The sequence below is a fragment of the Rhizobium sp. Root1334 genome (assembly GCF_001426665.1).
Lineage (GTDB): Bacteria > Pseudomonadota > Alphaproteobacteria > Rhizobiales > Rhizobiaceae > Pararhizobium.
This window is the reverse complement of sequence record NZ_LMEY01000023.1, coordinates 498833-514050: the sequence shown is the minus strand read 5'-3', so window position 1 is coordinate 514050 and position 15218 is coordinate 498833. Positions and strand designations below refer to the sequence as shown.

Annotated in this window: 8 protein-coding genes; 2 read left to right on the top strand and 6 right to left on the bottom strand. The window is 60.7% G+C overall.

Features of this window, described 5'->3' with window-relative positions; all coding sequences use genetic code 11:
• Nucleotides 1–20: 20 nt before the first annotated feature.
• The 4 genes from ASD36_RS20835 to ASD36_RS20820 form a co-directional block, all read right to left on the bottom strand.
• Nucleotides 21–3779, bottom strand: coding sequence for an AsmA-like C-terminal region-containing protein (locus tag ASD36_RS20835; protein ID WP_082512323.1), 3759 nt, complete (start codon nucleotides 3777–3779; stop codon nucleotides 21–23).
• Nucleotides 3780–3862: 83 nt separating this feature from the next.
• Nucleotides 3863–5272: an FAD-linked oxidase C-terminal domain-containing protein gene (locus tag ASD36_RS20830; RefSeq protein ID WP_060506777.1), complete on the bottom strand. Its 1410-nt coding sequence runs from the start codon at nucleotides 5270–5272 to the stop codon at nucleotides 3863–3865.
• A gap of 225 nt (nucleotides 5273–5497) precedes the next feature.
• Nucleotides 5498–8638, bottom strand: coding sequence for an efflux RND transporter permease subunit (locus ASD36_RS20825; RefSeq protein ID WP_060506776.1), 3141 nt, complete (start codon nucleotides 8636–8638; stop codon nucleotides 5498–5500).
• Nucleotides 8635–9852: an efflux RND transporter periplasmic adaptor subunit gene (locus ASD36_RS20820; RefSeq protein ID WP_060506775.1), complete on the bottom strand. Its 1218-nt coding sequence runs from the start codon at nucleotides 9850–9852 to the stop codon at nucleotides 8635–8637. Before ASD36_RS20820 ends, ASD36_RS20825 begins: the two co-directional genes overlap by 4 nt.
• A 209-nt stretch (nucleotides 9853–10061) precedes the next feature.
• Between ASD36_RS20820 and ASD36_RS20815 the strand changes: the two genes are divergently transcribed.
• Nucleotides 10062–10472: a carboxymuconolactone decarboxylase family protein gene (locus ASD36_RS20815; protein ID WP_060506774.1), complete on the top strand. Its 411-nt coding sequence runs from the start codon at nucleotides 10062–10064 to the stop codon at nucleotides 10470–10472.
• Between the two features lie 103 nt (nucleotides 10473–10575).
• Nucleotides 10576–13047: a UvrD-helicase domain-containing protein gene (locus ASD36_RS20810; protein WP_060506807.1), complete on the top strand. Its 2472-nt coding sequence runs from the start codon at nucleotides 10576–10578 to the stop codon at nucleotides 13045–13047.
• Nucleotides 13048–13250: 203 nt separating this feature from the next.
• On the opposite strand, the gene ASD36_RS20805 is transcribed toward ASD36_RS20810, so the two are convergent.
• The gene (locus ASD36_RS20805) at nucleotides 13251–13535 is read right to left on the bottom strand and encodes a GIY-YIG nuclease family protein (RefSeq protein ID WP_060506806.1); all 285 of its coding nucleotides are present in this window, start codon (nucleotides 13533–13535) and stop codon (nucleotides 13251–13253) included.
• Between the two features lie 114 nt (nucleotides 13536–13649).
• On the bottom strand, nucleotides 13650–15146 hold the full coding sequence (locus ASD36_RS20800) for a nucleobase:cation symporter-2 family protein (protein ID WP_244482382.1): 1497 nt from the start codon (nucleotides 15144–15146) through the stop codon (nucleotides 13650–13652).
• Nucleotides 15147–15218: the final 72 nt, after the last annotated feature.

The following is a 15218-nucleotide window of genomic DNA, read 5'->3' as shown; positions in this document are numbered from 1 at the left end:
CTGTCAGTGCCATTGCAAATTTACTGTGGCCGCACACCCGGCAATACTTCGAAATTAAGCCCTTGCTGCGGTGTCTGGATGACCGGAGGCTGTTCGGCGGGCGTCGTGCCATCCTGCGGCGCGCTGAGTTCCTCGCCCCGGATCACGCCGCCTGTCGGATCGAACGGCGGCAGGTTCTGGCTTTTCTGTTCTTCGGCTTTTCGCGCAGCCTCCTCGGCCGCCTTCTTGTCAGCTTCCGCTTTTTGCCGCGCGGCCTCCTTCGCGGCCAACGCGCGCCGGCGTTGCTCCTCAACCGCCCGCAGGCGTGCCGCCTCACGCTCGGCGGCATTGGCCTTGTAGAGCGCCACTTCCCGGCGCAGCCGCTGCTTTTCAAGCACGTTTGCCTGCAGCGTCTCGACACGGCGGCGCTCGCGCTCGAACGCTCTGAGCGACAGGAAGTTGGACAGGTCGGTTGCGTCGAAGGTCAGGCCAGGCGAATGCAGGAGCCCGGCATAATCAAGGCTCACCTGTGCTTCTGCGCCCGTCAACGCTTCCTCGCCCGGGCGGAAATCGACCGTGACACCGCCAGTCATCCGCTCATCGGGAAAACTGATTTCCAGATTTCCAGACAGATTGGCAGCGGCATCGCCCGCAGTCACGTTCTGAGCCCGCAACGTGCCGCCGGCGATGCTGAACGGCACCGGCACCGCACCCAGGGCCGTCTGCCCGGAAAGCACGAGCTTCTCGGCCAGTGGCTTCACCGATGCCGGCGTGATATCGCCCTCGATCCTGTCCGCGGCCGCCATAATATCGGGCAGCACTGCGCTGTTCAGGCCGTGCACGACAGTGTCGCGTAACGTCGCCGTCCCCGAACCGCTGGCAGATTCAGCCATGGCTTTCGCCGTCTTGCCGGATGCCTCAAGCGCAAGCGTCAGGTCAAACTTCCCCTCGGCAACGGCTGCGCCGCCGGTTTTCCAGACAGCAGCCGCGAGGTCGCCATCTTTGAGGTTGAGCCGCGTCTGGAAGAAGCCGGAGCCATCGCCATTTCCGAGCAGCAGACGGCCTTCGATCTTTCCGCCCAGCCAGTTGCCGGCAATCGTGTCGATCGAAATCTGGTCGCCCTTCCAGGCAAGCTTGCCCGACATGTCGGAGACAGCCCCATAGACGCCAGGCCAGAAGCGCTTGGCGGAGATATCGACTGCGACATCAAACCCGCTCCAGGCCGGCTGGACCACAGGCAGTTCAGACAAATCCCCGCTGGCGCCATCCTGCACGGCGCCAAGGATACCTTCGCCGACCCAGGCCATATCCAGCGTGTCGAGTGCAATCTGTCCCGTCGCCTTGCCCGGCGTTTTCCGGTCGACAGCAAACGTGCCGGAAAATGCGTTGCCATCCGCCTTGCCCTCGATTGCCGAAAAGGTCACCGCATCGGCCGTCGTGGCGACATCTGCCTTCAGTGCCAGCGGCAAGCCGGTTCCCATTTGTGGCAGGCCAATTCCCTGCAGCAGCAGGAATGGCTCGAAATCCTGGCTTTCCAGCGAGATCTTCGATTGACCCGACAGGAAATTGTCGCGCGAAAGATCAATATCGCCGTTCGCCGAAAGTGCCGTGCGCGCCGTCGTGAAGGTCAGACCGGCATTGGCTTTCTGGCCGTCAGTGCCCTGCAGCTTTACCGACAGAATGGCATTCTCATCGGCATCGAACGGCAGCGGATCAAAACCCGCCTGCCCGAGAAGAACCGGCGCCGACGGATTTTCCATCGTCGCCTCCAAGAGGATGCCCTGCCCGGCAAGCGCCTGAGCGATATCGGGCGCCTGGTAATTGGCGGCGATCTTGGTGCCGTTGGCTGAGCCGACAATACCGAACGTCACCGGTGCCTTGCCGTCCTGGCTGCCCGCCGACAGCGTCAGGTCCAGTGCCGCATTGCTGTAATAGGGACCGCTCTTCACCAGCCGTTCCAATGCCGGGTGCGCTTCGGCATGCCGCTCGATCATCTTCAGAAACGGTGTAAGGTCCGGCGATGCCAGCTTCATCTTGGCCGAAATCACCGGCGCGGTCATCTCGCCGCTCATCCGTCCGGACAGGGCAAGCTGCGTGCCGGCGATATTGCCGATCGATACGCGTTCGGCCTGCAGCTGGCCATTCTTCAGCGTCGCCACCAGCTGCACGTCGCTGGCATCCTCGCCGAACGCCGAGAACTTCTCCGCCGAAAGGTCTGCCGCGATCGTGTGCGACAGAAGGGTCGCGGTGGACGCGTCTCCTGCCACGAGGCCAGCCAGCGCCTGCAGTGCTTCCAGATCGATACTGTTGCCTGCGAGTTGCAATGACAGGTTTGGCGGCACGCCCTCCAGCGCCTGCCGCTCGATACGGCCGCGCAGCACGGCGGGACCGGCTGCAACTTCCAGCCGTTCGAACTGCTGCAATATGTCGGTCAGGTTCACCGTCGCCGAAAAACCGGCAGTCTTCAGTTTGCGGATGGCTGGATCGACAGAGCCTGCAAGCCAGGATGCAAGGCCGGAGGGTTGATTGGACGCGACAAGCATCTCACCGCGAAAGGCACGCACCCCTGTCAGCTGCAGCCGTCCCTTTGCCTCAAATTGCGTGCGGCCGGGCAGTTGACCAACGGCATTGTCCACCATCCAGCCTGCCCCGTCAGGCCGCAGGTCAAGGCGCACATCGCGTACGGTCGTATCGCCGACAACGATTGCCGGCAGCTTCAAACTCGCCCTTCCCGGCACCTGCGGGATCGGAATATCGGCTGCGATCGCCATGATCGCCGCAAGCCGCTGGCGCACCGAAATTGCCGGGTCCCGGCCAGTCTTTCCGGCGGCACCCGCATTGCCGATGCGGCTGACATCGATCTGCTGACCGTCGGCCAGAAGCAGGAATTCCTGCTCCTTGCCGGTATCGAGCGTTGCCTCGCCGGTGACCAGATAGGGATCGTCCTTGGGTCCGATTTCCAGCCGGTAGTCCGGAACACGGATGCGTTCATTGGTGAGTTCGAACCCGCCCGTCACCCGTAGCGCTGCCGATTGGTCCTGCGGCTTCTGCGCTTCCGCCGGTTTGTTTTCCGTCAGGGTGAACTTGCCCTGATAGACCGGCTTGAAATCGACGATCTTCAGGTCGCCGTCGAGTTCCACACCGAAAGGCCGCTTATCCGGCGTCAGCCGCGAGCGAAGGCCAAGCGTGCCGGTTTCATCGGCTGCGCTACTGGAAAACGCAAAACTGCCGGCTTCGCCATCAAGCGCAGCACGGCCCTCCATTTTCCACGGACCGGCCAGCGAACGGGCCGAGAGATCAGCCTCCAGCCCGGTGACATGCCGGGTACGGCCGGTCTGTTCGTCGATAAAATCGATCTGGCCACCGGTGATGGCGACGTTTTCAAGGATCACGGTCTTGGCGGGAATGGACGCCTTGCGCCCCCGCGCCCAATCGAGCGTACCATCGGGCAGCAACCTGATCTTCGCCTTGGGCTGCTCCAGCCGCATGTCGAAGATCAGCGCTTCGCCGGAAAGAAAGGGCGCAAGTTCCGCATCCATCGAGAAATGCGCGACCTGGATCAGTGGCTCGCCGGTTTCAGATTGGCCGACACGGACGTCGTTGAGCGTCACCGAGGGAAACGGAATAAGGCGGGCATCGACGCTGCCGTGAACGACAACAGGCTTACCCATGATCCGGCTTGCCTCGCGTTCAAAATCCTTGCGGAAGTCGGTCCAGTCCACGAACAGAGGCGCAATCAGCGCGGCAAACAGCGCCACGACCAGAAGACCACCGACAAAGACCAGAATTCGCGAAAGCACCAGTTGAAAATCCTATCCCATTCGACCGAGGAAGCTAGCGCCGTTCTTGGCACCTACCACTCCTTAACACCCACCCGCCGTTTTCACATGGCAAAAATCTTGCCGGGATTGAAGATATTGCCGGGATCGAGCGCGCGCTTCACCTGCCGCATCAAATCCAGCGCATCTCCAAGTTCGGCTTCGAGAAACGGCATCTTGCCCTGGCCAATGCCGTGTTCACCTGTGCAGGTGCCATCCATGGCCAGAGCCCGCGCATTCAGGCGCGCGACAAAAGCCTCCGCCTTGGCAATATCGGCATCATCCTTGTCATCAAACAGCAGCCCGACATGGAAATTACCATCGCCCGCATGGCCGACGATCGGGGCGATGAGGCCATGCGCGGCAATGTCTTCGTGGGTCGCCTCGACACAATCGGCAAGCCGGGAAATCGGCACACAGACATCGGTGGACAGGATAGCCAGCCCCGGCGCCAGGCTCTTCTGTGCCCAATAGGCGTTGTGCCGCGCTTTCCACAGCGCATTGCGCTCCTCGGTATTGGCGGTCCACTGGAATTCGGAACTGCCGAATTCAGCGGCAATCTCGGCAAACTGCTTCGATTGCAGTGCGACACTTTCCGCGTTTCCATGAAATTCGACAAACAATGTCGGCGCTTCGGGAAAGGACAGCCCCGAATAGGCATTGCTGGCTTTCATCTGCAAGGCGTCGAGCAGTTCGATGCGCGCTACCGGAATACCCGACTGGATCGTCAGGATCACCGTGTTGCAGGCGTCACCAACCGACGGAAACGAACACACCCCACCGGCGATCAGTTCGGGAATACCCTGCAGTTTCAGCGTGACCGAGGTCAGGATGCCAAGTGTGCCCTCAGAGCCGACGAACAGGCGGGTGAGATCGTAACCTGCCGACGACTTCTTGGCGCGGTGTGCGGTGCGGATTTCCTTGGCGCCGGCCGTGACCGCAGTCACTGCCAGCACATTGTCCTTCATCGTGCCGTACCGCACCGCATTGGTGCCCGAAGCGCGCGTCGATGCCATGCCACCGATCGAGGCGTTGGCACCGGGGTCGATCGGAAAAAACAGGCCGGTATCGCGCAGATAGACGTTCAACGCCTCCCGTGTGATACCCGGCTGGACGGTACAATCGAAGTCGCTGGCATTGACCTCCAGCACCTTGTCCATGCGGCTCATATCGACGCTGATGCCGCCATGTGGCGCGTTGATATGGCCCTCCAGCGACGAACCGGTACCGAAGGCGATCAACGGAACGCCATGCTCAACGGCAATGGCGACAATCGCTTCGACCTCTTCCGAACTCTCCGGAAAAACGACGGCGTCAGGCAACTGCGCTGGAATATAGGTGGTTGTATGGGCATGCTGGGCACGAATGGCTTGCCCAGTCTGGAATCGATCACCGAACCGCGCAGCCATCAGCGGCAATGCTGCATGAATACCGGTTTCGTTGCGGCTGCCCGCCCTGATCGCTTTCAGCGCCATATCTCTTCCCCGAACGACCGCTCAGCATCGTGGAAATTCTTAGATTTCAACGCTCTACTGTGCAAATCGGAATCACTTTGTCCAGAACCTCATCCGCTACGTAGCGGGTTTAGCAAAGAATTGCGACAAAGTGAGACAGTCCGGACACAGGGGAAAAATAGCCTAGCCGTCCTTGGGCGCAAGATGGGGAAGTTGGCGGTGACCGTGCTGGCCACCGCCGAACACCTATTCCGCAGCTTCCGCCAGTTGCAACGTCTCGGCATGCTGCATCTCGCTCTGCAGTCGCCGCTCTTCATCGACATGCGGCTTGGTAAACCGGGCGATGACCAGGTAGGCGACCGGTGTCAGATAGAGCGTCACGACGGTTGCAAGCCCGAGACCACCGACCAGAACCCAGCCCAGCGCCACGCGGGCCTCGGCACCGGCTCCGCTTGCCAGCACCAGCGGCACGGCACCGACGATAGTGGCGATCATTGTCATCATCACCGGGCGCAGCCGGATATTGGCCGCGTTCTCGATTGCGGAGCGCAGATCCTCGCCCCGGTCGCGCAACTGATTGGCAAATTCGACGATCAGTATGCCATTCTTCGCCATGATACCGACCAGCAGCACAAGCCCGATCTGGCTGTAGATATTGAGCGTATTGCCGGTCAGCAACATGGCGAATACGGCGCAGGCGAGCCCGAGCGGCACGGTCGACATGATGATCAGACCGCTGATCAGGCTTTCGAACTGCGCGGCCAGCACCAGGAAGATGATGACAAGCGCAAACCCGAAGGTCACAAACATGCCGTTGGCATTTTCGTCCAGGGTCGCGGCTTCGGCGAGCGGTACAACGCGCGATCCCGGCGGCAGCAACGGCTCAGCCATCTGTTCGACCATCGTCAACGCATCGCCGAGCGCAATGCCGGAGGTGAGCCCGGCCGACAGCGACACGGAACGAAGCTGCTGTTCGCGCGACAATTGCGGCGCAACGGCTTTTTCCTCGACGGTAGCAATGGTCGACATCGGCACGATCTTGCCGTCACCGGTCTTCAGGAAGATGTTTTGCAGGTCGGTCGGGTCATTGACCGGATTGGTCGTCGACAACAGCTTGACCGGGTAGGCTTCGCCATCGACATAGACGTCGAGCACGCTATTGCCATCGAGCATGGCCTGCAGCGCCGCCGACAGGCCGACAATATCGATACCGAGATCGGATGCCCTTTCGCGGTCGATCGTTACCGACAGCTGCGCCTGGTTGGCCTCGTAGTTCAGCCGGACGTTTTCGAAGCGGCCGCTGTCTTCCATCTGCCGCACCAGCTTGGACGCCGCGTCACCCAGCTTCGCGTAATCGTTACCAACCAACGCCACCTGCAGGCCATTGCCTGCACCGCGAATACCAAGGCTGTTCGGCTGAATCGGGAAGGCGCGGATCGACGGAATATTTGCGGTTATCTTGGTAATATCGGCGGAAATCTGCTGTTGCGTGCGGTCGCGGTCGCCCCAGGGCGCCAGCGTCAGCACCATGAAGCCGGTATTGACCGAGCCACCTTGGCCGGACACGGAGAAGACATTGGCAATCTCGCCATTATCGACCAACGGCTTTAGGCCATCTTCGACCCGGCGCATCTGGGCCTGGGTATACTCCAGCGATACGCCCTGTGGCGCCTGGATCCGCACCATGATGCGCGACCGGTCCTCGGTCGGCGTCAGCTCGGATTTCAACAGCGTAAAGGCGCCACCACCGGCCGCCGTCACCATGATCGCGACCATGAAGACGATCAGCGGCGAATTGAGACAGGCGCGAAGCGTGCGCTTGTAGAAGGCTGCCGCGAGCGCACCGATCCGGCCCATGAAACCGGTATGGCCACGGTTCTCGGCATGCGGTTTCAGCATACGCGATGCCAGCATCGGGCAGAGCGTCAGCGACACGAAGGCTGATAGGAGGATGGCAAAAGCCAGCACGAAGCCAAATTCGCGGAACAACCCGCCGGTCTGTCCCGGCAGGAATGACAGTGGCACGAACACGGCCGCAAGCGTCGCCGTGGTGGCGATAACGGCAAAGAACACTTCGAGCGTTCCAAGCACGGCGGCAGCCCGCGGCCCCATGCCCTCGCCCCGCCGCCGCACGATGTTTTCCAGGACCACGATCGCATCGTCCACCACCAGTCCCGTTGCCAGAACGATGGCGAGAAGCGTGAGGATATTGATCGAGAAGCCGGCCAGGTAGATCGCCGCACAGGTGCCGATCAGTGCGATCGGCATGGTCAGCGTCGGGATGAGCGTCGCCCGCCAGTCGAGCAGGAACATGTAGATGACCAGCGTCACGATGATCACCGATGCAACCAGTGCGATTTCGACTTCGTGGATCGCCCCTTCGATGAACACCGCATCATCGCTGGTGACCTTGAGCTGCGTGCCTGCCGGCAGGATTTCGGCAATGGTCGTCACGGTCCGCTTCACGCCCTCGGAAATATCGAGCGTATTCGACTGCGCTTGCCGGATGATACCAAGGCCGATGCCCTGACGACCGTCCGAGCGCAATGACGACGTGCCTATGTCCGGGCCGAGCGTCACCGTGGCGATATCGCCGAGACGGACATTGTCGCCGAGGATGAGGTTTTCGAACTGTTCCGGCGTTTGCAGGTCGGCGGTGGCGCGCACCGAAATGTCTTGATTGGCGCTGGTCAAAGACCCCGCCGGCACGTCAAGCGACGCGCTGGCAAGGCCTGAGCGCAAATTGGCAACCGTCAGGCCACGGCTGGCAAGCTTCGACTGATTGATGTCGATGCGGAAAATCTTTTCCTGATCGCCGTTGATCTGCACATCGGCGACTCCCTCGACGGCGGCAAGCCGGTCGGTAATCTCGTTTTCGGCCAAAAGCGTCAGATCTTCCATCGACAGCGTGTCAGACGTCAGCGCCAGGCGCATGATCGGTTGACTGTCGGCATCGGCCTTGACGATGCGCGGCTCGTCGGCATCCTCCGGCAACTGGTTGCTGACCCGGCCAAGTGCATCGCGGATATCGTTGGAAGCCTGGCCGATATCCGTCGTGTCGGAAAACTGCAACGTCACGCGGCTTTGCGCATATTGCGACGTCGAGGAAATATCCTTGATGCCCTGCACGCGCGAAACCGCGCCTTCGATCACCGACGTCAGCTCGCGGTCCACCGTTTCCGGTGAGGCACCGTCGAAGTGGGTACTGACCGAGACCACCGGCTGGTCCACCTGTGGCAATTCGCGGATTTCAATACCGTTCAACGCGGCAAGACCCGCGACGATGATCAAGGTATTAACGACAAGCGCAAAAATCGGCCGACGAATAAAAAGTGCCGTGAAGCCAGCTGTACTACCCGCACCCTTATGCTGCGAACCGCCACTCATTTCGCAGTCTCCGCCTCGGAGATCTTCTGTTCCTGATCACTCTGCTGTGGTTTCTGCTTTTGTTGGCGCGGCTCTCCGGCAAGGCGAACGGTGCCGCCATCACGCAACCGCTGCACGCCCTCGACCACAACATCATCGCCCTTGGTCAGTTTTGCATCGACCAAAACCTTGTCGGAATTGCGCTGGATGATCTTGACCGGAACACGGTGCGATTTCTCATCTTCGACACGCCAGACGAAGGATCCGTCGGCGCTCCACTGGATCGCCAGCGGATTGACCGTCGGATAGTGATCGCCGGGAAACCGAACCGACACCGAAAATGACATGCCGGCCCGCAGCGTATCATCGGGATTGTCGATCCGCGCCCGGACCCGCAGCGTCCGGCTCGCCTGATCGACACGGTTGTCGATCGCGTCGATGACGCCCGAAAGCTCCGAGGTCGGCAGCGCGATGGCAGTAGCCGAAATATCCTGGCCAACCGAGACCTTGGTCGAAAACCGCTCCGGCACCCAGAAATCGACGAGAATCTGCGAACGGTCATCAACCACGGCGATCGGCGTCGAGGTGGTGACATAGTCCCCGGGATGGGCAGTGATGATACCGACGATACCGCCGGAAGGTGCAACGATGTCGCGGCGCTTCAGGTCGAGTTCCGCCGTCTGCAGCGCAAGCTCAGCCGCCTGCATGGCAAATTCGGCTTCACGCAGGATGGCAACCGAGACGGCATTGCCAAGCTTGCGGTTGCGCTCGACCTTTTCACGGGCGCTATCAAGGGCGACCTTGGCTTGCGCGGCAGCGATCTTCTGCTCGTCGCTGTCAAGCTTGGCGATGACCTGCCCCTTTTCGATGCGGTCGCCGGATTTCACCAGAATTTCCGTCAGATTACCGGTCGCAAGCGGTGTGACGCTGACCGACAGGATGGCCTCGCCGGTGCCGATGGCATTCAGCCGATCGTTGACAACAGCCGTATCGGCTGGCTGGGTGACGACAAGCGGCGCACCACCGCCCTGACCGCGCCCCTGGCTCCGGCCAGCCTGCCCTTGTGCTTCACCCTGCTTGGCACCGTCCGCCGGTTTCGCGACATAAGCCAGCAATTGCTCGGGCACGCCCACCTTGGCCAGCATTGCAGTGGCACCCGGCACGAAGCGAACCCAGACGCCAAGGCCGACGGCAAGAATGACCAGGCAGATCAAAAGCTGCTTCCAAAGCCGCATGCAAAACTCCAATTGATTAAGCGGGTTTCGGCCACACTGGCGCGCGAACCCCGTTCCTGCGGCAACTATCCCTTTTTGCTGCATTGCAGGCAATGCTAGAATGCCTTCATTACGCAATTGTAACAAAAGCCCTTTTCGGTCCCTCGCGCCCTTCCCGGCGCTCGACAGCACGTCCTCGCGGCTCTAACCTTGGCTGATCGGAGGGCCTCATGAGCACCATCGCAAAACACCACGATTCGGAATCCAATCCTCGCGTCAAAGCCGTCTTCGACGACATCCGCGCGACCCGCAAATCCGATTTCATCAACAATATGTGGCACTATCTCGCCTTCGATGCCGATCTGCTCGAAACCACCTGGGCCGAGGTCAAAGCCGTGATGGCAACGCCGTCGGCGCTCGATCCGCTCGTGAAAGAGATGCTCTACATCGCCGTCTCCGTCACCAATGGCTGCGGCTACTGTGCACATTCGCATACGGCAGCCGCCAAAGCCAAGGGCATGACGGCCGAACAGCACGCCGATCTGCTGCGTGTCATCGCCCTGGCCGCCAAGACCAACCAGCTCGCGACCGCTCTGCAGCTCCCCGTCGATCCAACCTTCGATGCCGATCATCGACCCTGATCGCGGCCAAAAAGCGGTTGTCTCCACAGGCAAGCTGGACATTCTGGAATAAAAGCAGAACGGAATTCTGGCCTTTCGGCTCCGAATCACTACATTGAGCCGCATGAGCAATGGTTTTGACGATATTCCCTTCTTTGATGAGGAACCGGCGCCGCGTCCACAGCGTGGCCTGAGCCCGCAACCGGCCCCGCCTGCCCCTGCTAGCGGCATCGCTGCGCGTGCCATGGCCGCCCGGGACCAGCACCGTGCGCCCGATTATCTTTCCGGCCTCAACCCGGAACAGCGCGAAGCCGTGGAAACGCTGGACGGCCCGGTTCTGGTGCTGGCTGGTGCGGGCACCGGCAAGACCCGCGTGCTCACCACCCGCATCGCCCATATCCTCGCCTCCGGCCGCGCTTTCCCCTCTCAGATCCTCGCCGTGACCTTCACCAACAAGGCCGCCCGCGAGATGAAGGAGCGTGTCGGCGTTCTCGTCGGTGGCGCCGTCGAAGGCATGCCGTGGATGGGCACATTCCACTCAATCGGCGTCAAGCTCCTGCGCCGCCATGCCGAACTGGTCGGCCTGAAATCCTCCTTCACCATCCTCGATACCGATGATGTCGTGCGGCTGGTCAAGCAGTTGATCCAGGCCGATGGCATTGATGACAAGCGCTGGCCTGCCAAACAGTTCGCCCAGATGATCGATGGCTGGAAGAACAAGGGCCTTGGCCCTGCCGAAATCCCCGAAGGCGACGCCCGCTCGTTTGCCAATGGCAAGGGCCGCGAACTCTATGCGGCCTATCAGGCCCGGCTGATGACGCTGAACGCCTGCGACTTCGGCGATCTTTTGCTGCATCCGATCCGCATGTTCCGCACCAATCCGGATATCCTGCGCGAATACCACGACAAATTCCGCTATATCCTCGTCGACGAATACCAGGATACCAACACCGCTCAGTATATGTGGCTGAGACTGCTCGCCCAACGGCCGAAGGGCGTGCCGCAGAACGTCTGCTGCGTTGGTGACGACGACCAGTCGATCTATGGCTGGCGCGGTGCCGAGGTCGACAACATCCTGCGTTTCGAGAAGGATTTTCCGGGCGCCAAGGTGATCAAGCTCGAGCGCAATTATCGCTCCACCGAACATATTCTCGGTGCCGCCGGCCATTTGATCGCCCACAATGAAGGCCGCCTCGGCAAGACGCTGTTCACTGACCGCGTCGATCCCAACGACGACAAGGTGCAGGTCCACGCCGCCTGGGATTCCGAAGAGGAAGCCCGCGCCGTCGGCGAGGAGATCGAACAACTCCAGCGCACCAAGCATCCGCTCAACAACATGGCGATCTTGGTGCGCGCCTCTTTCCAGATGCGCGAGTTCGAAGACCGGTTCGTCACGCTCGGCCTGAATTACCGCGTCATCGGCGGCCCGCGCTTCTATGAACGCCTCGAAATCCGCGATGCGCTCGCTTACTTCCGTCTCGTCTGCCAACCGGCCGACGATCTTGCCTTCGAGCGTATCGTCAACACGCCCAAGCGCGGCCTTGGCGACACGACGGTGCGCGCCCTGCACGATTATGCCCGCAAGCGCGATATCCCGATGCTGGCGGCCGCGGCTGATATCATCGAAACCGATGAAATGAAGCCCAAGCCCCGAAAGTCGCTGTTCGACGTCGTCTCGATGTTCCAGCGCTGGCAGGGGTTGCTTGAAAACACACCGCATACCGAGCTCGCCGAAACCATTCTCGAAGAGTCCGGCTATACGGATATGTGGAAGAACGACAAATCCGCCGAAGCGCCGGGCCGACTGGAAAACCTGAAGGAACTCGTCCGCTCGATGGAAGCGTTCGAGAGCATGCGCGGCTTCCTCGAGCACATCGCGCTGGTGATGGATGTCGAGCAGAATGCCGAACTCGACGCGGTCTCGATCATGACGCTGCATTCAGCCAAGGGACTGGAATTCGAGACTGTCTTCCTGCCCGGCTGGGAGGAAGGCCTGTTTCCACACCAGCGTGCGCTCGACGAAGGTGGCCGTTCCGGTCTCGAGGAAGAACGCCGCCTTGCCTATGTCGGCCTGACCCGGGCAAAACGCCGCTGCCATATCTGGTTCGTCTCCAACCGCCGCATCCATGGCCTGTGGCAATCGACGCTGCCCTCACGCTTCCTCGACGAACTGCCGACGGCCCATGTCGAAGTCTCTGAAGCCGAACAGTCCTACGGCGGCTACAATCGCGGCGGCTACGGCCAGTCGCGCTTCGACAAGCAGGAGCCGTTCGCCAACACCTATTCCACCCCCGGCTGGAAACGCGCCCAGGCCAACAAGACCGACGCCACCCGCGACAACTGGGGCAACCGCTCCGGCGTGTCCATCGAGCGTATCGGTTACGGCGAAAGTGGCCCCAAAGCCCGTACCATCGACGGCGAACTGATCGCCAAGTCGAAGGTCGATGAACCCTCGAAATTCTCCGTCGGCGACCGGGTGTTTCACATCAAATTCGGCAATGGGAATATTGCGGCGATCGAAGGCAACAAGCTGACGATTGACTTTGATCGGGCCGGACAGAAGCGGGTGCTCGACGGGTTTGTAGAGAAGGTGTGACCGATAGGCGTGGGGGTGGATCCTCGGGTCTAGCCCGAGGATGACTGCTTTGGGGATGCGGTAGCTTGAACGGCACCCGGACCGACCAGTCCACTATCCGCTGGCTCAACCAAGTTCATCAACTCCGCGGCTACACTGAGTATCTTCGCAGACTACACCAAGTCCGTCATCCTCGGGCTAGCCCCGAGGATCCACGCCCAAACCTACCAAAGCTCGTGATACAAATCCCGCCAGTCCGGATTCATCGCCTCGATCAATTCTATCTTCCGCTGCCGGTACCAGCGCTTGAGCGATTTCTCGCGCTGGATCGCAGTGCCGATGGATAAATGTTCTTCGTACCAGACGAGTTGATTGCAGCCATATTTGGCGGTGAACCCAGGTGTCATCGCTTCTCGATGCTGGAAAATACGGCGTTCGAGATCGGAAGTCACACTGATGTAAAGCGTTCCTCGCCTGTGATTGGTGACGATGTAGACATAGCCCGCCATGGTTGCAATCATGATTCGGAATGGATCCTCGGGTCAAGCCCGAGGATCCATATCGGCAGAGCGCGGCCCGCTTCTTTCTTGAAGCAAGGCCGCTCAAAAACCTGACCGGCTGGCCTAATGCCCGTGCGCCCCTCCCGGCTGCGCCATAACCGGCACTTCGTTGCCCTTGGCATCGTAAAGCTTGCCACCTTGAAAATAGTCGCCGTCGTGCAGCTCCGAAATATCCTGGTACCGCAGGCTGCGTTCCGTTCCCGCCACGAAGACGGACTGCTGGTCCGAATTTCCCGTCCGGAAATGATTGAACAACAGGTTGAGCGAAATCGCCATGATCGCCGAGGACGAGATGCCGGAATGGAAGATCGTCTCGAACCAGCCGGGGAACTGATGGTAGAAATGCGGTGCGGCGATCGGGATCATGCCGAAACCGAGCGAGGTGGCAACGATGATCAGGTTCATGTTGTTGTTATAATCGACCTTGGAGAGCGACCGGATGCCGCTTGCCGCCACCGTGCCGAACAACACGATACCTGCGCCGCCGAGAACGGACGGCGGAATGGCGGCGATCACCCGTCCCATCACCGGCAAGAGACCGAGCGTCACCAGGATGAGACCTCCAGCCGCGACGACATAACGGCTTTTCACGCCCGTCACGGCCACCAGTCCGACATTCTGGGCAAAGGCGCTCTGTGTGAACGAACCGAACACCGGCGCGATCAGGCTCGACAGCATGTCGGCGCGCAACCCGTTGCCAAGCCGTTTTGAATCCACTTTCGTCTCGATAATTTCACCGACAGCGAGAATATCGGCTGAAGTCTCCACCAGAATGACCATCACGACGATCAACATCGAAATCACAGCAGCCAGATGAAACACCGGCAGGCCGAAGTGAAACAGCGACGGCAGGGCAACAATCGGCCCGTCTCCAACCTTGGAGAAATCAGCCATGCCGAAAAACACGGCGGCGATCGTCCCGATGATCATCGCAAGCAGGATGGACAATCTCGAAATCGAGGCACTGCCAAGCTTGCTCAGCAACAGCACGACCAACAGCGTCAGCGCCGCAAGGCCGATATTGGACATACTGCCAAAATCGGGCGCATTGCGGTTTCCGCCCATCGCCCAATTGGCCGCCACCGGCATCAGCGTCAGCCCGATCGTGGTGATGACAATGCCATTGACCAGTGGCGGAAAGAACTTCGTAATCCGCGACAGCACTGGCGTGATCAGCAAACCTACAAACGATGCGACCATGACGGCACCGAGCACCGCCGGCAGCCCGCCCGCCTCGCCGCCACCGCTGAGGATCGCGACGATGGTCGCGACACTGGCAAAGGAAACGCCCTGCACCAGCGGTAACTGGCAGCCGAAGAACGGCAGGCCGATCGTCTGGAGCAGCGTTGCAAGACCACCGGCGAACAGCGATGCGGTGATCAAAAGGCCGATTTCAGCTGGTGAAAGACCGGCGGCCTGCCCGACGATCAACGGCACGGCGACAATACCGCCATACATGGTCAACACATGCTGCAGTCCATAGACCACAGTCGCGCCAGCCCCCAGCCGTTCGTCTTCGGGCCTCACCAAGGGTGCAGTTTCAACATTTCTCTGCAGCAAAACCACTCCTCCCAGAATACGTTCGTGCTTCCATGCATTTCTCCCGAATGCACGTTGTGAAACCATAGCGGG

Coding starts and splice junctions, on each gene's coding strand:
- ASD36_RS20830 (WP_060506777.1), bottom strand. CDS start 5,272: ATGGCGCTGAAAGCGATCAGGGCGGGCAGCCGCAACGAAACCGGTATT.
- ASD36_RS20825 (WP_060506776.1), bottom strand. CDS start 8,638: ATGAGTGGCGGTTCGCAGCATAAGGGTGCGGGTAGTACAGCTGGCTTC.
- ASD36_RS20820 (WP_060506775.1), bottom strand. CDS start 9,852: ATGCGGCTTTGGAAGCAGCTTTTGATCTGCCTGGTCATTCTTGCCGTC.
- ASD36_RS20815 (WP_060506774.1), top strand. CDS start 10,062: ATGAGCACCATCGCAAAACACCACGATTCGGAATCCAATCCTCGCGTC.
- ASD36_RS20810 (WP_060506807.1), top strand. CDS start 10,576: ATGAGCAATGGTTTTGACGATATTCCCTTCTTTGATGAGGAACCGGCG.
- ASD36_RS20805 (WP_060506806.1), bottom strand. CDS start 13,535: ATGGCGGGCTATGTCTACATCGTCACCAATCACAGGCGAGGAACGCTT.